At 50.8% G+C, this 19,475-nt stretch carries 12 protein-coding genes; 4 read left to right on the top strand and 8 right to left on the bottom strand.

Annotation, left to right across the window (positions count from 1 at the left end):
- Nucleotides 1–524: 524 nt before the first annotated feature.
- Nucleotides 525–695 (bottom strand): hypothetical protein, encoded by a 171-nt coding sequence (locus M0L20_RS13820; protein WP_248477536.1) that lies wholly within the window; start codon nt 693–695, stop codon nt 525–527.
- Nucleotides 696–1,280: 585 nt separating this feature from the next.
- Here M0L20_RS13820 and M0L20_RS13825 point away from each other — a divergent pair.
- On the top strand, nt 1,281–2,846 hold the full coding sequence (locus M0L20_RS13825; protein WP_248477538.1) for a glycoside hydrolase family 43 protein: 1,566 nt from the start codon (nt 1,281–1,283) through the stop codon (nt 2,844–2,846).
- 154 nt (nt 2,847–3,000) lie between these two features.
- Here the strand turns inward: M0L20_RS13825 and M0L20_RS13830 are convergent, their stop codons facing one another.
- The 4 genes from M0L20_RS13830 to M0L20_RS13845 all read right to left on the bottom strand — a co-directional run bounded on the left by M0L20_RS13830 (nt 3,001) and on the right by M0L20_RS13845 (nt 9,853).
- Entirely contained in the window at nt 3,001–4,194 is a 1,194-nt protein-coding gene (locus M0L20_RS13830; protein WP_232561504.1) for an efflux RND transporter periplasmic adaptor subunit, read from the bottom strand.
- Nucleotide 4,195: 1 nt separating this feature from the next.
- A complete protein-coding gene (locus tag M0L20_RS13835) occupies nt 4,196–5,404 on the bottom strand; it encodes a TolC family protein (RefSeq protein ID WP_248477539.1) in 1,209 nt (402 codons plus the stop codon).
- The gene (locus M0L20_RS13840; protein ID WP_248477540.1) at nt 5,401–8,586 is read right to left on the bottom strand and encodes an efflux RND transporter permease subunit; all 3,186 of its coding nucleotides are present in this window, start codon (nt 8,584–8,586) and stop codon (nt 5,401–5,403) included. Before M0L20_RS13840 ends, M0L20_RS13835 begins: the two co-directional genes overlap by 4 nt.
- A gap of 340 nt (nt 8,587–8,926) precedes the next feature.
- On the bottom strand, nt 8,927–9,853 hold the full coding sequence (locus M0L20_RS13845; RefSeq protein WP_248477541.1) for a DUF8428 domain-containing protein: 927 nt from the start codon (nt 9,851–9,853) through the stop codon (nt 8,927–8,929).
- Nucleotides 9,854–10,006: 153 nt separating this feature from the next.
- Between M0L20_RS13845 and M0L20_RS13850 the strand changes: the two genes are divergently transcribed.
- Both M0L20_RS13850 and M0L20_RS13855 read left to right on the top strand, forming a co-directional pair.
- The gene (locus M0L20_RS13850) at nt 10,007–11,407 is read left to right on the top strand and encodes a chloride channel protein (protein ID WP_248477542.1); all 1,401 of its coding nucleotides are present in this window, start codon (nt 10,007–10,009) and stop codon (nt 11,405–11,407) included.
- 113 nt (nt 11,408–11,520) lie between these two features.
- Nucleotides 11,521–12,915, top strand: a complete 1,395-nt coding sequence (locus M0L20_RS13855; protein WP_232562803.1) for a DUF389 domain-containing protein — start codon at nt 11,521–11,523, stop codon at nt 12,913–12,915.
- Nucleotides 12,916–13,252: 337 nt separating this feature from the next.
- Here M0L20_RS13855 and M0L20_RS13860 read toward each other — a convergent pair whose 3' ends face one another.
- The 3 genes from M0L20_RS13860 to M0L20_RS13870 form a co-directional block, all read right to left on the bottom strand.
- On the bottom strand, nt 13,253–14,620 hold the full coding sequence (locus M0L20_RS13860; RefSeq protein WP_248477543.1) for a sensor histidine kinase: 1,368 nt from the start codon (nt 14,618–14,620) through the stop codon (nt 13,253–13,255).
- 34 nt (nt 14,621–14,654) lie between these two features.
- Entirely contained in the window at nt 14,655–15,332 is a 678-nt protein-coding gene (locus M0L20_RS13865) for a response regulator transcription factor (protein ID WP_232561510.1), read from the bottom strand.
- A gap of 138 nt (nt 15,333–15,470) precedes the next feature.
- Nucleotides 15,471–17,705, bottom strand: coding sequence for a bifunctional alpha,alpha-trehalose-phosphate synthase (UDP-forming)/trehalose-phosphatase (locus M0L20_RS13870; protein ID WP_248477544.1), 2,235 nt, complete (start codon nt 17,703–17,705; stop codon nt 15,471–15,473).
- Between the two features lie 268 nt (nt 17,706–17,973).
- Between M0L20_RS13870 and M0L20_RS13875 the strand changes: the two genes are divergently transcribed.
- Nucleotides 17,974–19,431, top strand: a complete 1,458-nt coding sequence (locus M0L20_RS13875; RefSeq protein ID WP_248478086.1) for an arginine deiminase family protein — start codon at nt 17,974–17,976, stop codon at nt 19,429–19,431.
- Nucleotides 19,432–19,475: the final 44 nt, after the last annotated feature.

Here is a 19,475-nt window from a genome sequence, read left to right on the forward strand (position 1 = left end):
TTCAGTACTTTCCGTTTGGAACTGTAGTGAGCAACGATAATGAAGGAAGAGTTGTTAGAGGCTGCGCGTTAGTCAGCGAGTTGTTAATTAGAAAAATAATTGGTCAATGGTTCATTCATAGCGGGTTACGCAGGGTAGATCCGCATGTGAATAGTTTTTACCGTTGGGTCGGTAATCTGCTGATGTTTACTGTTAGGTGGTAGTATACCATATGATCAGTATTTTCAACGAGCAGCGTAAAACAATGTAATTGTTGTTGACTAGTAGCGTTGGAGGTAATTTATCGCTGAAAGTCGCTAAACTAGTAGTATCCAGAAGAGCGAGAAAATTGGATAAGACAGCCTTGTTCTTGACAAGAGTATCTACGATTTATTGAGTGGAACCGTATTTGTATCGATAAAATAACGGGCAGGGAAGTAATCGCGTGAACGTTGTTTCGACCACGGCAAGGATAATTTATTTGGAGAAGCGCAGATGCGGTCGCTAATACGAAAAGCTAAACAAAAAGAGTGTATAAGTACTAGTTATTCAGTGCCAGAATTTCTCGCTAGTCTAAGGTACTCGTTGGCCGTCTGTGCGGTCTCGGTCAAATAATCGACAATTACTTCATAGTGATCAATGACCGTTTCCACCGTGAATTTTTGGGTCGGAATGCGTAGTGTGATCAGGTGTTCAGGAAGTACGGCTCTGAGCATTGGCGTGAGTGTGACAAACACAAGTTCTCCTTGTACGGTACATTCATCGGTAAATGGCAGCTTCTGTACGCGGATAAGGTCACGGGATAGGTAAGGATTATAAGCCATAATCAGTTAAATACGGTCCGGTATTTGATTGATACTGAAGAACTGACGTTAAAATAGATATTATGTCACCAAATTGCCGAATAATAAATTAGCGGATAAAAAAGTAATAAGGATCAGATACTCGATAAACTACTATGTAAGGCTATATACGTTGCGAGGCTATTTGTTGCATCAGGCGTCGAACAATGTAGTCTATATTTTCTATAAGTATACAAGTTTAGTGGATTCTAGGTCTTACGCCTGACCGTGTAAGAATCCGTTGAACCTGCAAAGCCTGCCACCGGGCTCTGGATAAACCTGTTCAGCAACGAACATCCGCTATTCGCTTTGCCACGCCATCAACACGTAAACGAATAACTACTCATTATCCTTGTTTTCGTTCTTAAGCAGGTCTACTGCTTAGGTTGGAGACAAACTAGTCAGTGTGCCTTATATTCGAACGCGAAAGTGATTACTCAGCCAATCTGCTCAACTGTAATGCGATTTATTTGCGCCATTCTCGTCGCTCTATCAACTACGCTGCATTGCGTGGCCCAGCCGACTCAGCCACCGGGTACCACCCTTACATACCGAAATCCGGTCATTGCGGGTGACTTCGCCGATCCCTCCGTTATTCGCGTGGGTAACGCCTACTACGCCGTTGGAACGTCATCGGAGTGGGGACCGGCATACCCTATCTACACCTCCACTGATCTGGTCAACTGGACACATGTCGGATCTGTTTTCAATACGATACCGGACTGGACGATGGGCAGTTTTTGGGCACCGGAGCTTTTCTTCCGGAACGGTACTTTTTACGTGTACTACACGGCCCGTCGAAAATCCGATAAGCATTCATACATCGGTGTCGCCAGCACCCGCGACATTCGGCAGGGGTTTACCGATCATGGTTTACTGCTGGAATGGACGACCGAAGCGATCGACGCTTTTGTGCTTGAAGAAGATGGTAAACTATACATCACCTGGAAAGCCTACGGGCTGGATAAAGGAAAGGATATTGAAATTCTGGGAGCGGAACTGGCTGCGGACGGACTGAAGGTGACCGGAAAGGCATTTTCAATGCTGAAAGCTGAGCGGAACAACTGGGAAGGGGGTGGGGCCGAAGGACAGGCAATTGTTAAACGAGGCCGTTACTATTACATGACGTATTCGGGAAATTCCTGTTGCGGAGCGGGTTGCAATTATCAGGTTGGGGTGGCCCGCGCGGAAAAATTGCAGGGTCCCTGGGTCAAACACACGGGAAATCCAGTGTTGGTGAGCGATCAAACCTGGAAATGTCCCGGACATGGAACAATCGTGACTACGCCGGATAATCGCTATTTTTATCTGCATCATGCCTACAACGGCGTCGATTTTACGCAAACGGGCCGTCAGGGGGTGCTCAGCGAACTGGTTTGGGACGACAAAACCCAGTGGCCTACGTTCCGGTACGGGACGACAACGCCCGCTCAGGCGGAATCGCCGGGCAAAACGAAGCAACAGCAGCAGCCCGACCTGACCGCGAATTTTGGTGAAAAGTCAAACGATATACCCTGGGTGTGGGATGTCAGCTCACCCAAACCGGTCTTTTCGGTCCATGACAATCAATTGCATCTGACGAATACGCAGTCTGGACCGATGGGTAGTTTTCTGGGGCTGGTTATCAAAAAAGGAACGTACACGTTTGCTGCTGATGTGACTCCCCAGGCGGATGTGCTTCAGAGCATATGTTTGTACGGAGATGCCAGTAACGCCCTGGGGCTTGGCGTGCGCAAAGGATTGCTTGAGCTTTGGCAGATCAAAGACGGAACACGGACGGTGTTGGAAAGTAAGTCAATTCCTGATGACGTCCCCTCCGTCAACGTGCAGTTGATAAGCCGGTTCGGGCAGTTCTACGAATTTAGCTGGAAGCCTAAAGAAGCGCAGCCGCAATTACTGACCAAAACGCCACTGGATGGCTCGTATCTGCCCCGCTGGGACCGGGCTCCCCGCATCGGTATCAGCGTTTCCGGAGCGGCCAATAGCAGCAGCACGATTCGATCCGTCGAGATGAAATACGAGTAAGGTTCTCGTTGGGCTCAGAAATCAGGTCTGTATCATTATCGTGCCGTCCGACTCTCAAACCAGACGGTGGTGAAGCGTGATGTCGGTTTTTCAAACCGGGCAGGCGACCCCGCCGACATCACGCTTCACCACCGTCTATGGGCATTTGTAGCCTTTATTCGTTCTTCTTTCGTTCTGCTTCCAGCGCCAGCACGTTATTATTGGCAATTTTCAGACCGGCGGTGGGTAATTTGCCAACCGGGCGTACCTCTATGAACTGATCACCCTGATTGACAATCTCTACCTTCTGTTTTCTGAACGGAATTGTATCGGCTCCCGATTGGGTTGTTACAAACACAAACTTGCCATCACCGTCATCCAGCAGAGCCGTGCGCGGCAGGGTATGTTCACTGATGCGCTCGCCGGTACCGATGATACGTGCCTGTACGTTCATGTCAGCCGCCAGTAGTTCATCTTTAGGTCGGGTAAAACTGACGTGCAGCGTAATGGCCCGGTTTTCATCGTTCACCGAGCGGGCAATGTACGTGACGCGGCCCTTCACTGGTGCAATGGAGCGGTTGACAAATTGCAACTCAACGGGCTGGCCTTCGCGAACGTAATCGGCATCTTTTTCGTAGACGAATACATTGGCTTCGATGCGGTTGGGGTTGATGATTTCGGCCAGCAGCGTCTGCGGTTCGACCAACGCACCCAGGCTCTCGTGAAATTTGGAGACATAGCCATCAATCGGTGAACGAATGATGAGGCCCGATGTGAGACTTACCTGACGCTGTTGAATGATGTTGGATGTACCCACGCCAATAATCGTCAGTTTGTCTTTCAACGCCAGTTCGCGGGCGCGGGCTGCTTTCAGTTTGGCGTCAGCCGACTGGAATTGGGCCAATACGCCAATGTTGCTTTTGCGGAGTTCATCCTGCCGTTTGTACTCCGCTTCCAGAAACTCTACATCGGCATGGGCAGCTGCATAGTCGTTTTGCAGTTCCAGCAGTTCGAAGCTCGACAGACGAACAATCGGCTGCCCCTTGCGCACGGGCTGACCCTCGCGGACAAAGATCCGGTCGATCTTGCCCGCGATGTGGCTGCTGACTTCCGCGCGGCTGTCGGGCAATAGCCGAATAACGCCATTTGCGTAAATGATTGGTTTCAGCGCCCGCTTTTCGAAATCGACCAGATCGATATTGACCGTTTTCAACTGATTGGCAGTCAGTCGCACTGTATCGGTACTCGTAACGACCGTTGTTTTTTTCGACTCGGTAGCCTGATCTTTTCCGTCAGAGTCACCGCAGGAGGTTAGCCCGCCGAGCAGTGGAAGGAATCCAATATAGATGATGATAGGGTTGCGTTTCATGTTATTCGCCTTTGATATAGTGCAAGGTGATGACAGCTTGATTGAAGGAAAGCAGGGCGTCGAGATAACCCTGTCGGATTTTAAAGGCCTGCTGTACGTTGAGCAGGTAATCGTAATAGCCGATGCTTCCCAGGCGGTAGCCATCACTAGCCGCTTTGATGATCTCTTCGGCCTGCGGTAACCCCGTCACCGTATAGTAATCCAACGCTTCCTGATACTGTAGGTAGTCGGCAATCGCTTTGTCGTAGTCGCCCCGAAGCTCGTACTGATTCAAGGTAATCTGACTTTTGGCAATGGCTACGTCAGTCTGGGCGGCATTGATCCGCGACCGGGCTACCCAACCCCAAACCGGCAACGAAAGGCCAAACCGGAATCGGTACAGAAGGGGTGATTCTGGCCCACCCTGGTTCAGATACCCAACGATGATATTCGGTAACCGGCGCTTTTTTTCCAGCTTCAACAACGACTCGCTTAACTGCTGATTCTGCTCATAGAAGCTTGTTTGCGGATTACGAATAAAGGTGCTGTCGGATGCCAGTAGCGGAGCAAGCTTACTATCGGGAGCAAAACTCATTCGCTGAAACGGACCGGTAACGCGCAGGCTTGTATCGTTGGGCGTCCCGATGAGCAAGCCCAACTGAATCCGGCTACTACGGACGCGGGCGCGGGTCTGATCCAGTTGATAATTCAGCTCCTGCTGCTGCGAACGCGCGTTGAGTACCTCGATGCGCGAAATCTGACCAACACGCTGGCGGGTCTCGGTTACTTTGGTGAATACCAGCAACAAACTATCCTGACGTCGGTAATTGGTGATGCTTTCGCGCAGATAAAGCAAATTGTTGTAGACGGTCCGCACGTTATAGCGCAACGTGTTCGTCGTGATGCCTTTCTCCCGCTGGCTCAGCTTGACCTGCTGCTCCTGCACGATCCGCTGATTTTTATACACCGTTGGCAGCGACACGGGCAGCAAAACACCGGGCTGGAATCGGGTCGTGGTTGGTGCTTCGAAAATCAGTTCGGGGCCCGACAGGCTCAGCGCGCCCGGAATCAGCGCTCGTTGTTTATCGATCCGAAGGTTTGCCACGTTTACCTGCGGGTTATCGCTGTTAGCGCGGGCGAGCGCTTCGGGCAGTGTAATAACATGGTACGATTGAGCCGAAGCCGATATCGCTCCGAAAGTTACACCCAGTAGTGTCAATAGGTATCTCATGCTACGTTCACCTCCTTTTCTGTTTCTTTCGGTTGTTGCGTTTTTGGTGAAAACAAGGCGTACAAAACGGGTAATACAATCAGTGTCAGTACGGTTGCGGTTAGTAGTCCGCCGATTACGACCGTTGCCAGTGGCTTCTGAACTTCGGCTCCTACGCTGGTAGACAAGGCCATCGGCATGAAACCAAGGGCTGCTACGAAGGATGTCATGAGCACGGGACGCAGGCGCTCCTGTAGTCCTCGCAACACCCGCTCGTTGGGGTCGGTGACGCCTTCATCGGCTAGCGCATTGAAGTGACTGACCAGCAGAATACCGTTCAATACGGCTACGCCGAACAAGGCAATAAAGCCGACACCCGCTGAGATACTGAAGTTCATACTTCGCAGGAGCAGGGAGAAAATGCCGCCTACTGCCGACAAAGGAACCACGGCGTAGATAAGCAGACTATCCCGGAAGTTGCCGAACGTCAGGTAAAGCAAGCCGAAGATGACCAGCAGCGATACAGGCAGTACCAGGGCCAGCCGATCTTTAGCGCGGCTGAAGTTTTCGAATTCGCCCCCGTAGGTGATCGAGTAATCATCCGGCAGTTTAACCCGCTGGCCGACGGCTTTCATCACGTCGTTGACTACTGATTCCAGATCACGCTCCCGAACGTTAAACCCGATGTTGACAACCCGTTTCATATCGACGTGTGTAATTTCGGAGGGGCCAACATTTTCGCTGATTTCGGCCAGCTCGCGCAGCGGAATCGGATTGTTATTCTGATCGTTGACGAGCAGGTTTTCGATGGCTTCGGGACGTACCCGGTCAGCACCCGCCAGGCGGAACGTCAGATCAAAGCGTTTGTCACCTTCGTACACGACACCCGCCGTGGCCCCGCCAAAGGCCATCTGAATGGCCCGGTTGATTTGCTCGACTTTGATACCGTGGACCGCCAGTCGTTGGCGGTCGTATTTGATATTGAGCTGGGGCAAACCAAACACTTTGCTCGCCTTCACATCAACGGCACCCGGAACCTGCCGAATCACCTGAATGATGGAACGCATCTTGGCAACCAGTGTATCCAGGTTGTCGCCGTAAAGCTGAGCTACTACGTCGGTACGGGCGCCGTTCATCATGTCGTTTACGCGGCTTTCAATGGGCTGCGTGATGGCGTAAATGGGTCCCGGAAACTGAGCCATGAATTTATTGACCTCAACGGCTAAGTCTTCCTGCGTAGCGGCTTTCTTCCAGGTGTGCTTGTCCGTCAGGGACAGGTAAAGCTCCTGCGATTCGAGCGGAAGTGGATCGACTTTTACTTCGGAGGTGCCGATCTTGGAAACGACGCCTTTGATTTCGTCAGGAAACGCTTTGAGCAGGGATTCCTGAAAAGTGCGGCTTAGTCGGATGGATTCGGTCAGGGGGGTACCGGTCGGTAAATCCATGTCGATCATCATATCGCCTTCCTGCAACTTGGGAATGAACTCGCCACCAATGCGGGTAAAGCCGACAATGCCCGCTACAAGAATACCGGCGGCTACGCCAACCACGACCAGCTTGGCGCGCAATCCAGCCACGAGTACCGGGCGAAGTAACCGATAAAAAAACTGGACAATTTTTTCGGAGAAACCGTGATCATGGAGCGACTTGGGCGGGCGTAACAACAGCGCGCTCATCATTGGCACATAGGTAATAGACAGGAGCAGCGCGCCCAGAATGGCGAAACCAACCGTTTTGGCCATTGGCGAAAACATCTTTCCTTCAACACCTTCCAGCGTCAGAATGGGGAAATACACGATCAGGATAATCAGTCCGCCAAAGACTACCGACCGTTTAACGTCGGAGGTAGAGGCAATGACTACCTCCTGGCGGTCTTTGTACGTCAGCCTGCTGGCTGTCCCATCCGCTCTTGTTTTTTCTTCCTGCCGACGGGCCATGGCAACCGCCAGAAACAAGACCGCCGACTCGACAACGATGATAGCCGGATCGACCAGCAGACCAAAGTCGATCGCACCCAGACTCATGATGTTGCCGACCAGATCGAACTGACGCATCCAGATAAAGGCAAACAGCATCGCCAGTGGAATGACCGATGCCGCCAGCAAACTCGCCCGCCAGTTGCCGAGTAAAACTAGGATTACAATGACGACAATAGCCGCTCCTTCGATGAGGTTATGCGCTACTGTTTCGATGGCCGCACTCACGATTTTGGAACGATCCAGGAACGGTTCGATGATTAAACCGTCGGGTAGTCCGGCCTGAATCTCGGCGAATTTGTCTTTTAGCCGTCCAATCACCTCATTGCCGTTGGCCCCTTTCATCATCAGGATGGAACCGCCCGCTACTTCACCCGTTCCATTCTGACTCAGCGCCCCGAAACGAAGTGCGTGACCCATTTCTACGTCGGCCACATCGCGGACCAGCACGGGCGCATTGCCGTTTTTACGGACCACTGTCTGAGCAATTTCGTCGAGGTTATTGACCAGCCCGATGCCGCGAATGGTGTAAGCTTTATTATCTTTTTCAATGTAGGCCCCGCCCGTGTTGCCATTTCCCTGCGAAAGAGCTGCGTACAGATCATCGACCGTCACGCCGAGCGCCCGCATCCGGTCCGGTTTGAGCTTGGCCTGGTATTCTTTGCTGTAGCCGCCGTACCCACTTACGTCCGCAACGCCCGGCATTCCCAGTAGTTTGCGCCGGATGTACCAGTCCTGTAAGGTGCGTATTTCGGTCAGCGTATACCGTGGATGATCAGGGTCTTGGGGGCGAATGACGTACTGGTAAATTTCGCCCAGACCCGTAGAAACGGGACCTAGTACGGGTGTACCTGCCCCCTCTGGGATGTCGGCTTTTACCCCTTCGAGCCGTTCGAACACCTGCTGACGAGCCCAGTAGATGTCAGTCTCGTCGGTAAAGATCAGTTTGAGAACCGACGAGCCGAATTTTGACACCGACCGGGCTTCGATCAGGCCGGGAATGTTAGCCATCGCCATTTCGAGGGGCGTAGTAATGAATTTCTCGATTTCGAGCGACGACAGGTTTGGCGAGTTCGTAATCACGTCTACCTGCTGATTCGTCACATCGGGAACGGCATCAATGGGCAGATTTTTCAGTGAATACGTACCATAACCGATCAGGCCAAGCAGTAGCAGGCCTAGTGTCCAGGGGCTCCGGACGCTGTAGGCAATCAAGCGATCAATCATGTATGTATAAGGTAGATAAGTACTGTCGAATCAGCCTCCGTTACGAGATTAATTCGTTGGCAAATTGGCGCGTAGGAATAAAGAGGAGCTTAGAAAATTCTTAGAATTCGCTTAGAAGATTTTGGGAGGAATCCGATCCGCTGAAAGCACAAAAACGCTACCGAAGATCAGGGCTTCAGTAGCGTTATCTCTCGCTAATACTATGAAAAAAGGTACTCTTGGGTAAACCAGGACGGTACGAACCGGATACCAACGGTAATCGAACAAACCAGATTTATAAACGCATTGGCAAATAGCAGGGAAAAACTGAGAGCCGCCTTAGACTCTGCTTAGAATTCGCTTAGAAAAAAAGGAAACTATCGCGGAATAGAAATTCGACGGAGCCTAAATACGCGTCTTTTGTAAACACGGACGCTCGGTATTTGCCCGGTTTGATAGGTCCGTTGGGGGTAAGGGTAAAGGAGATTCGTTGCGGATTACGGCTGAAGTTCACCGTTTGGGTAGCGTGAACGGGAATCACTTCATTGACATCGGACAGCACAACGGTGGTGCTTCGCAAAGGAGCCATCATCGCATTGTGCTGACTGTCGGTCAGGCTTAGAAACAAATCATGCGTACCCGCTATCTGGAGCTCGGCAGGTATATCAAGCGAAACCGTCAAGTCGTGGACTTTTTTGGCTTTGGCCGTTTGCTTATGGTTTGACTTGGTTGCTTCAACCAGAAAAGCATCGCCCGTAATGGTTGAGATGGGAACCTTGGTTGACAGGCTTGTGGTCAGATTTTCTACCTTTTTCTGTAAGTCTTTGTTCTGGCTGAGTAGCAACTGGTTCGAATTGCTTAACCAGCCGATTTTATCCCGCATGGCTTCAAGTTGATTTTCCAGACTGTCGCGGTTGGTGGTAAGGGTGGTAAGCTGGTCGTTGAGTTGTCGAATCGTACGGCCTTGACGACTCGACTGTTGACGGTATCGCCCAATTTCAGCCGTGCGTTTATTCACCACATGGTGTAAATCCGTTATGTGATTGTCGAGCGATGCGCTGTTGTCTGTTGCGGTTTCGAGCTGACTTTCCATACTACGAATATCGCCTTCCAGTCGAAGCTTGACCGATAAGAGCGAGTCGGCTCTCAGTTCGTTAAAATCATTCAGTTTTGTTAAGCGCCAGCTTTTTGTCCAGTAATAAGCGCCCGTAGCCAATAAGAAAAGCATCAGCGCTGTTACCAGGCTTGTGGTCAGTTTGGTTTGCTGTTCAGTAGTTTCCGTTGCCATAGCGATTTGTCTGTTTATTGATAGTACAAACCTGCTAGTTAGCTGTTACAGTGGGCTTAAAGACTGCTTAGAATTTGCTTAGAATCCAATGTACGGTCAACTAGATGACCAATTCGGGCGTTAATTGCGGAAACGATTGTAGTTCACGAACAAATGGCCGATAAACCTTCCCGATACGCGCAGGTGCTGGCCTGGCTGGATCAACACATTATTAAACGGCTGTACACCGAACGTGTCCGGCGAGTCATTTTACAAAGTTTACCTTTTTGGGTAGCATCCTTACTAACGGGCCTGGTGGCCGTAGGGTACGAAGAGTTGTTCGTTTGGGCTGAGGAAACCAGCTTTACCTGGATGCACCGGCAACCACTCCTGGTTTTTGCGGTGACGCCCATTGCCTTCGTCATTGCCTGGTTGCTTGTTGCTAAACTGGCTCCTGCGGCACGGGGCAGCGGTATTCCGCAGGTAATGGCAGGCATTGAACTGTCGAAGCCAACAGCCTACGGTCATACGGGCTATCTGCTGAGCTTACGCGTTGCCGTTGTAAAAGTCCTGAGCAGTGCCGTCCTGCTGATTGGTGGTGGAGTCATTGGCCGTGAAGGACCAACTATCCAGATTTCGGCGGCTATTTTTCGGGCCATCAATCGACTGCAACCCGCTGGCTGGCCACAGTTGTCACGGCAGATTGCACTCGTTACGGGCGGGGCCGCTGGTCTGGCCGCTGCGTTCAATACGCCACTGGGCGGTATTGTTTTCGTTGTAGAAGAACTAACGCAGACGCACATCACCCGCTTCCGAACGGCAGTTTTCACGGCGGTTATCATCGCCGGTATGACAGCGCAGGCAATTCAGGGGCCGTATTTGTACCTAGGATTTCCCCGAGTCAGCGCTTCGACGGGGTGGTTTCTGGGTATTGTGGTGTTCGTCGCTATGTTTTGCGGATTGGCGGGCGCTCTCTTTGCGAAAACGTTGCTGTGGGTGAATGGGTACCGTCGGCGGTTTAAGACGATGCCTCAGCAGGCGGCCTGGGTTGCTGGGTGCGGTCTGGTTCTGGCGGGTCTGGCTTTTTGGGTGGGTACCGATGCCATCGGAACGGGAAAGCCCATTATCAATCGGCTCTTATTTCAGAATGATCACCTGACACCGTGGTACCTTTTTCCGGTACGCTTTGCTGGTATGGCGCTGAGCTACAGTGGGGGAGCCGCAGGCGGTGTGTTTGCCACCTCGCTGAGTGCGGGAGCTATTCTGGGCGATGCCCTGTCGCGGCTGGTAAACGTAACACCCAGCGATACAAATCTGGTGATCCTGGTTAGCATGGTCAGTTTTCTGACGGGGGTGGTGCGTTCACCGTTTACGGCGGCCATTCTGGTGCTTGAAATGACAGATCGCCATTCGGCTATTTTTCAGCTCTTACTCGGTGGTCTGATGGCCCAGGGTGCTGCCTCATTGATTGACCCGGTTTCGTTCTACGAGCACCTGAAAGAAGGCTTTGTCCGGGAAGCAATGGCGCAGCCGGTTACAAAAGAAAACCGCTCAGGATCTTTAAGGACAGAGTAAACTATTATTAAAGGCTCTGTCTATCAATTGAATGCGCTGGTTAACGGGTGATTTTTATACCTTCACGGGTGCATTCGAAATACTTGATTACTATTCCGGAACCTGCTTACGATATGATTGCTGATGATAAAAAGACACCGAAAGAGAAGCGACCTGATTTGTTGTCCCAGTTTAAGGTATTCCTGAAAGAACGCTTTAGCCTGGATGAAGACAAAGATGACGAAGTCGAGGTGATTCAGTCGATTAGCCGGGGCATCGAGTTTCGGGGCATTAATTTGTGGACCTTGATCTTTGCCATCTTTATTGCCTCCATCGGTCTAAACATCAACTCACCGGCGGTCATTACGGGAGCCTTCCTGATCTCACCGCTCATGGGGCCGATTATGGGTATCGGTATGGGCGTCGGTATCAACGATCTGGCGATGATCCAGCGGGCGCTGAAAAACCTGGGGATCGCCGTGTTTATCAGTTTGTTGACGTCAACGGTGTATTTTGTGCTGAGCCCGCTTCATCTCGCTCAGTCTGAACTACTAGCGCGCACATCGCCCACCGTTTGGGATGCGCTCGTCGCCTTTTTTGGGGGGTTAGCGGGTATCGTTGCCGGGTCGCGTCGGGAAAAGGTAACGAACGTTATTCCGGGGGTTGCCATTGCTACGGCCTTGATGCCGCCCCTCTGCACAGCCGGTTATGGCATTGCTACCGGAAATTTGTATTACTTCGCCGGAGCCTTTTACCTGTTTCTGATCAATGGAATCTGTATCAGTTTAGCTACTTTCCTGATCGTACGGTTTTTACGGTATCACCAAAAAGAGTACCCGTCGCCAGCTACCGAACGGCGCGTGCGGCAAACGATCTGGCTGGCCGTTCTTATCGTAATCATTCCCAGCACGTACCTGGGCTATCAGATCGTTCGCAAGACGATTTTTGAGCAGTCAGCCAAGCGATTTGTGGCTAACGAATGCGACTTTCAGTACCGACAGGTGATCAAATACGATGCTCATTTTAATCGAAAACAAAGTCGAATTGAGCTTACGCTGGTGGGAGAACCGTTGCCCGCCGACTCGATTAATCTGCTGACGGCAAAATTACCAATGTATGGGCTGACCGATGCGGAGCTGGTTGTTCGACAGGGCACATTCAAAGACGCGCCGGTTGATGTTGACGCCATTGCCAACACGGTCACCGAGCAGGTTTTTCGTTACAATCAGGCGTCGATTGCGATCAAGGATCAAACGATTGATTCATTACGTCGCTATATCGAACTCAACCAGACCTCACACCTACCGGTTGCCGATTTACGCAATGAATTGAAAACGCTCATGCCCGACGTTCAGACGTTTACGGCTGCGCGCTCGCTGGTGTTGAATTCAAACAGTGCGAAGCCCGATACGGTGACGCTGGTCTACGCCAAATTTTCCCGTAGTCACACAGCCGCTGAGCGTCGGCGTATTGAGAGTTGGTTACGGACGCGCACAAAAAGTAAACGAATCAAGCTGCTAATCGAATAGCGACAGCTACAAAATAAGAGGGCGTAGCAGTTACCGTAGTAAGCTAGGCAAGTCGACCAGCCAAACAATTAACAGCGAAAGAAGAAATAAAATACCCATAAAAATCAGCAACCAGTCTGGTTTTCGGGGTTGATCGTCGTCGAATAGAGGCACGTTTTTGCGTTTGTTTGGAAATGATTAGGCGAAACAAATCGAAGTAGGCGAGTACCGCAAGATTCGATCATTAGTAAACGATGTCGCGAATAGCCTTACAAATACGGCTGTTACAGTAGTACCAAAAATCGGTTATGAGACTTAAGATTGCCTGAAAATTTCCTTAGAATCTGCTTAGAGATACTTACTGTCGAGTTAGTAATATGGTAAAGGCAGTAGGCTGTCCTGGAGCAGATGATACGGTTAGTTGCCCACCGTGCAGGCGCACAATCCGTTCGACTAATGACAAGCCTACGCCGTACCCGCTAACATCGGCGGTTTGACGGCTGCGGTAGAACGGCTCGAAAATATAAGGAATATCAGGGGCCGGAATAGGAGGCCCTTCGTTTAAAACCTGGATTCGGAGCTGATCGTTTCCAGCGTTGATGGCGATAACGGCCTGTCCGTCGTCGGAAAATTTACAAGCGTTTTCGGTGAGATTTTTTAAGGCGGTGCACAGCAGCGTTTTATTGCCCCGAACCGTCAACTGGTCTGGATCGTCGGGTAGTTCGCCGAGATCGATACGTACCTGATAGCGAGGATTGATAGCGTTTACTTCGGAACGGATGTCCCAGGCGGTTTCATCGATGCGTACCACATCGGTCAGCAGACTACCAGCATCGTCCATATTGATCTGCGACAGTTGCAGCAGTTCATGGGTTAGGCTAGCTAAGTTCGTGACATCGTCAAGAACAGACCGCATGGTTTGCTGGTAAGCTTCCGGGTCGCGCTGGTTCAGCAGGCTGACTTCGAGTTGCGAGCTGATCTGAGTGAGCGGATTTTTTAATTCGTGCGATACATTGGCCACGAACATGCGCTGTAGTCGAAACGATTCGGCAACCCGGTCGAGTAGTTGGTTAATGGTTGCCGATAGCCTCCCGATTTCGTCATTATCCTGGCGGATGGGTAGCCGTTCGTCCCGGTTGTTCGGAAAGATGGCATTGAGGGTCTGGTCAATCCGCTGCATGGGCCGAAGCGCATCCCCGGCAAAAAACCATCCCGAGAAGATCGTGATACCAATAGCCAGAAAAAACAAACCGACCATTGCCCAGATCAGTTGCCGCAGAAAAGCGTCACCGTATACGTTTTCGGCGCTTGCTAGCACGACATACATACCCGATGCGGTCATAAATCGAATACCAGAGACGTAGTAAAGACCTTGCCGAAAATCTTTTCTTTTTTTCTGCCGGATGGATTCGATCTGACTGGCCGAAACGTCAAGCGAAATGGCGTCGTTGGTTTCGTATATGACCGAATCGCGATTGTCGAATACTTTAATCTTTTGATTTGGAAGCTGATCTTTCCGGATGCGGCTCAGCTGGTGGATTAGTTGTGCATCCAACCGATGAAGAATAAGCATCTCGCCCAGCGTATTGGCTTTCCGGTCGAGTCGGCGGTAAAAGTCAGAAGCGATGAAGTACCAGCAAAAGGCATAGATGCTCACAAAGGCCAATAGCAAAATGGCCGATACGAGTCCCGTAAAACGAATTGCTAGGCGATTCCGAATAGTCATGAGCAGGTATCAGCCAGCCGCAATCTTTGGCTGGTTATTCTTCTTTAAAAACATAACCCATACCGAACTGGGTATGAATAAGCTTTTTAGGGAAATCCTTATCAATTTTTTTGCGCAGGTAATTGATATAAACCTCAACCACGTTAGTCCCCGTATCGAAGTTGAGATCCCAGACGTGTTCGGCAATGTCTGGCTTCGACAAAACCCGTCCCTGATTGCGCATCAGAAATTCCAGCAGCGCAAATTCGCGGGCAGTCAGGTCGATAAGCAGGCCGTCGCGTCGCACGGTTTTGGCGTCCAGGTTCATCTCAATGCCACCGTACCGCAACGTTTGGGCCGTCATCGAGACCTGCGTGCCGCGCTTTGTCAGGGAGCGGACACGGGCCAGCAGTTCGGCAAATTGAAACGGTTTGGTTAGGTATTGATCCGCCCCGGAATCGAAACCCGATATGCGATCATCGACTTCACCCAGCGCGGTCAGCAACAAAATAGGCGTCGTCAGGCCCTCGGCCCGTAGCTGACGGCACAGTTCAAAACCGTTCAGGCCAGGTAAGATAACGTCGGAGATGATGGCTGCGTAATTGTTTTTTAGGGCCAGCCGCTTGGCGATCAGCCCGTCGTAGGCGATGTCTACCTCAAACTGACTTTCCTCAAGCCCCTGCCGAATTGCTTGCAGCATTTTAGGTTCATCTTCGATCACTAAGAGTTTCATGGTGGGGTAGAGAAGTTAAACGTAAACAAGCGACTCCGCGTCAACGACTGTAGCTGATTATAGAGAATAAGTCAGAACGCGAGGTCATCGCTGGATAGGTCTAAGCAGCTATGACCTCGCTCCTGGAAATAGTTGCTGTCAGTGGTTGATGGCTACTTCGTCGAGTTGTTGCAGCAGCATCTCCACGTCACGCTGGCGGGCTAACCGGTAGCGGGCATTAGTGATTCCAGCCCCAACTTTCAGGGTGTATGCCCAGTTGGGCAACTGACGAAACATATCCTCATCGGTCGTGTCGTCGCCCATGCTGACAATGAAATCGTAGTCCGTCTGTTCAAAAAGTTTCTGGGCAATGGTGCCTTTGCTGTGCTGCGCTGTTCGCACTTCAATAACCTTGCTGCCCTGCATAACCGTTAATTTGACTGCCGACGGCGTACTGAGCAATCGTGTCGCCAGTTCAACGGCTTTTGTCTCGATGTCTTCGGCTTTGGCATTCCGGTAATGCCAGACAATGGTCGTTTCTTTTTCTTCGATAAAAGACTCCGGATAGGCGTCAACGTATTCGTTCATCGTTGCCCGAACCGGCTCGATCCAGTCGCTGGCAGGCATATCCAGTAGTTGCCAATCCTGATCCGGTTTTTTGATAAATGAACCGTGTTCGGCGACCAGCGTTACCGGAAAGCCCCGAAAAGCATTTTCCAGAAATGCCCGGTTGCGGCCGCTGATAATCGCCAGATCGTTCTGCTCGGCCAATCGGTGTAATACCGGTTGCATCGTTGGCGATAGCTGCGCTTTCGCGGGGTCGTTGACAATGGGAGCGAGCGTTCCGTCGAAATCGACCAGCAATAGCCGGTGCTGTGCTTTCTGATACGCATCGATAAAGGATTGAATCGGCAAGTTTGTTGCCAGTTCTGATTGCCAGGATTCGTCACTCATAAAGGCAGATAAAAAATTATGACTCCATCGGAAAACGTTGTGATTCTGAAGATGTTGCCGCATTTTTTGCATGCGGTCCTGTTGCTCGGCGGGTTGCATCTCCAGGGCTTCTTTTATGGCCGCCGTTACCTCCTGGGTATCTGTTGGGTTAATAATGAGGGCGTCGGGCAATTCCTGAGCAGCGCCCGCCAGCTCACTTAAGATCAACACCCCCTGATTGTCGCGACGGCTGGCGATGAACTCCTTACAGACCAGATTCATGCCGTCGCGGATTGGTGTAATGAGGGCCACGTCGCAGCAGGTGTAGAGGGCGAGCAATTCTGTAAACGTCAGCGACAGGTACGAGTACACGATAGGCCGCCAGCCAATGGTACCAAACAGGCCGTTGATACGTCCGACGGTTTCTTCGATCTCTCGTTTTATTTCCTGGTAATGACCGATTTTGTCCCGGGAGGGGACAACCGTCATAACGAACGTTACGTTGTTGTGCCAATCGGGGTTTTGGGTCAGGAAACGTTCGTAGCCTTGCAAGCGGTAGGTAATGCCCTTTGCGTAATCGAGCCGGTCAACCGAGAAAATGATTTTGTTACCGTTCAATAACTGCTGATAATGCTGCCGCATCTCTGCAACGGCTTCGAGCTGGCTACCTTCATCAAACTTGGTGAAGTCGATACTAATCGGAAAATCGCCGACGAAAACCGACCGATCGTCCAGCACGACGCGTTGCTCAATGATGGGTAATCCGACCACTTCCGACACATTGTGCATAAAATGCTTGACGTAATCGGCTGTATGAAAGCCCACTACGTCAGCGCCCAGGAGCCCGTTCATCAACGCCTGCCGCCAGGTGCGGGGCAGTAGTTTGATGATCTCGAAGGTAGGAAAAGGAATGTGGAAAAAATAACCGATTGTGGCTTCCGGAACCGCTTTTCGCAGCAGATCGGGCAGTAACATCAACTGAAAATCATGAATCCAGACCAGATCGCCGGGTTCGATGATGGAGGTCAATTCCTCCAGGAAGCGGTTATTTACCTGTTGATAAGCGTCAAAATAATTTTCCTGAAACGAAGCGAAGGTCGGGAAGTAGTGGAAAAGTGGCCAGATCAGATCGTTACAGAATCCTTCGTAAAACGCCTGATGAACATCTTCGTCCACAAAAACCGGGTGGGCGACAAAGTGCTCATCCTCAAACGCCGACTGCTGAATGTCTTTCAGACTGTTATCGCAATGACCGATCCAGTGAATTTTGGGTCCGCTGTCGCCAGCCGATTGCCCCATCTGTTCGGCCATGGAAAGGACTGCCGAAACCAGTCCGCCTGAGTTCTGGAAAAGACTAACTCCTTCTTTGGTTTGTTTGATGCTAAAAGGTAATCGATAGGCTACAATAATTAGTCGTTTGTACGTTCCATTGAGATTGCTCATGTAGTTTTTGCGCTCCATAACTAGAGCTTGGTACCAGTACAAAAAACGGTCGGTTAACTTAAAATGTTCTTAGTCAACTATTAGAAAATCCTTAGAATCTGGTCGGATTGGCTTTTAAATACGCTTTCGACAAAGTGCGTACGAGTTTGCCACTGTTGTTGGCAACGGGGCGGACCATTTCTTTTACTCGGCTAAACATGTACCTTGCGACCCCGAATCCGATACTAAACGGACCTCGGATCTGCGTATGGAAACTGGACATACTACTGCTGCTGTTGGCCTTACGATGGCAGATCATACAATTTCACCGCAACGTATTCATGTTTCTTCTGAAGTTGGTACCCTAAAACGCTTACTGATTCACAGCCCTGATCGGGGTTTAGGAAAAGTGGTGCCGTCCAAAGCGCAGGACTGGCTCTTTGAAGATATTGTGCACCTCGACATGATGCGTCGGGATGAGTACGATTACTATGTTAAGCTTCTTTTATATTTTTTAGATCCTGATAAAGTACAGGGGAGAATAAAGGAACTGGGACCCGACAGCGACCGGTCCTTTTTCAAACCCGATCATGCGGATTACTTCCAGTCGGATAAGGTAATTGATATTCAGCGGCTACTGGCCGATATCCTGGCCGACGAATCGATTCGGATTCGGTTAATTGCCGCTATCTGCGGTATCGAGCGGACATCGTTCCGAACGCAGCAACAGCTCAACGAGTACGAGCCGGCAGAATTGGCCAAGATTATGATCTCGGGTTCGCTGCCGGACCTGACGATGCTGTTTGCGCCACTGCCTAACTTTATCTTTACTCGCGATATTGGTATTGTCATCAACGATCATATTCTGCTCAATAAGCCCGCCAAGCTTGCCCGCACGCGCGAAGCGTTGTTGACCCAATACATCTTTTTTAATCATCCGCTGTTTGCCGATTATCAGGATAAGATCATCGAAATACCGGATAACGAACACGCTTTTTTGCTGCCCGATGTGGACGTAAATCGGGATGTGACGCGCTCAACGCTCGAAGGGGGTGATGTGATGATGATCGCCAAACGCCATCTGATGATTGGCGTTAGTGAACGAACAACGCTGTATGCCGCCCAGCAGGTTATGCGGCTGGTATTCGATAAAAATCTGGTCGATACGGTTACGGTTCTGAAGATTCCTAAAAAGCGGGATTACATGCACATCGATACAATTTTCACGCAGGTGAAGCGTAACGTTTGGGTACTGCTGGGAGCGCTGGCCCGCACGGGAGACGACGTAAAACAACGGGACGTCATTCATTTTTTTGCGCCTAAAGACGTATCGGAAGACCTTAAAATTCTTCAATTTATCAAAGGACTGGAGCACAAGCCCATTGAGATTGAGAACCTTGAAGATCTGTTGGCCGACATCAGCAAGAACGATCTGGGAGCCACCGAACCTGCCCGGTTTATCTACTCCGGTAACAACGAATTTCCATTTGGAGCCAGAGAGCAATGGACCGATTCCTGTAACTTGCTGGCCCTGAAAGATGGCGTTGTGATCGGGTATGACCGGAACGAAAAAACGGCGGAGGCATTCCGACAAGCCGGTTTCGATGTAGTAGGAGCCGCTGTTTTACTGGACCGTTTTGAGCGTGGAGAATCGTCGCCGGAAACGATTGAAAATACGTTTATCATGCTGCCCTCGGCGGAGCTAAGCCGCGCTCGTGGCGGTTCTCATTGCATGAGCCTGCCCCTGCTGAGAGAAGAATTATAAGAATGGCGCGTGTCCTGGCCGGATGCCTGTGGGTAGATGGTCAG

Origin of the sequence: Spirosoma liriopis (assembly GCF_023196085.1) — a bacterium.
Lineage (GTDB): Bacteria > Bacteroidota > Bacteroidia > Cytophagales > Spirosomataceae > Spirosoma > Spirosoma oryzicola.

Bases quoted from the DNA above. Each gene is read 5' to 3' on its own strand.
- M0L20_RS13820 (WP_248477536.1), bottom strand. From the start codon at position 695: ATGCTCAGAGCCGTACTTCCTGAACACCTGATCACACTACGCATTCCG.
- M0L20_RS13825 (WP_248477538.1), top strand. From the start codon at position 1,281: ATGCGATTTATTTGCGCCATTCTCGTCGCTCTATCAACTACGCTGCAT.
- M0L20_RS13830 (WP_232561504.1), bottom strand. From the start codon at position 4,194: ATGAAACGCAACCCTATCATCATCTATATTGGATTCCTTCCACTGCTC.
- M0L20_RS13835 (WP_248477539.1), bottom strand. From the start codon at position 5,404: ATGAGATACCTATTGACACTACTGGGTGTAACTTTCGGAGCGATATCG.
- M0L20_RS13840 (WP_248477540.1), bottom strand. From the start codon at position 8,586: ATGATTGATCGCTTGATTGCCTACAGCGTCCGGAGCCCCTGGACACTA.
- M0L20_RS13845 (WP_248477541.1), bottom strand. From the start codon at position 9,853: ATGGCAACGGAAACTACTGAACAGCAAACCAAACTGACCACAAGCCTG.
- M0L20_RS13850 (WP_248477542.1), top strand. From the start codon at position 10,007: ATGGCCGATAAACCTTCCCGATACGCGCAGGTGCTGGCCTGGCTGGAT.
- M0L20_RS13855 (WP_232562803.1), top strand. From the start codon at position 11,521: ATGATTGCTGATGATAAAAAGACACCGAAAGAGAAGCGACCTGATTTG.
- M0L20_RS13860 (WP_248477543.1), bottom strand. From the start codon at position 14,620: ATGACTATTCGGAATCGCCTAGCAATTCGTTTTACGGGACTCGTATCG.
- M0L20_RS13865 (WP_232561510.1), bottom strand. From the start codon at position 15,332: ATGAAACTCTTAGTGATCGAAGATGAACCTAAAATGCTGCAAGCAATT.
- M0L20_RS13870 (WP_248477544.1), bottom strand. From the start codon at position 17,705: ATGGAGCGCAAAAACTACATGAGCAATCTCAATGGAACGTACAAACGA.
- M0L20_RS13875 (WP_248478086.1), top strand. From the start codon at position 17,974: ATGGCAGATCATACAATTTCACCGCAACGTATTCATGTTTCTTCTGAA.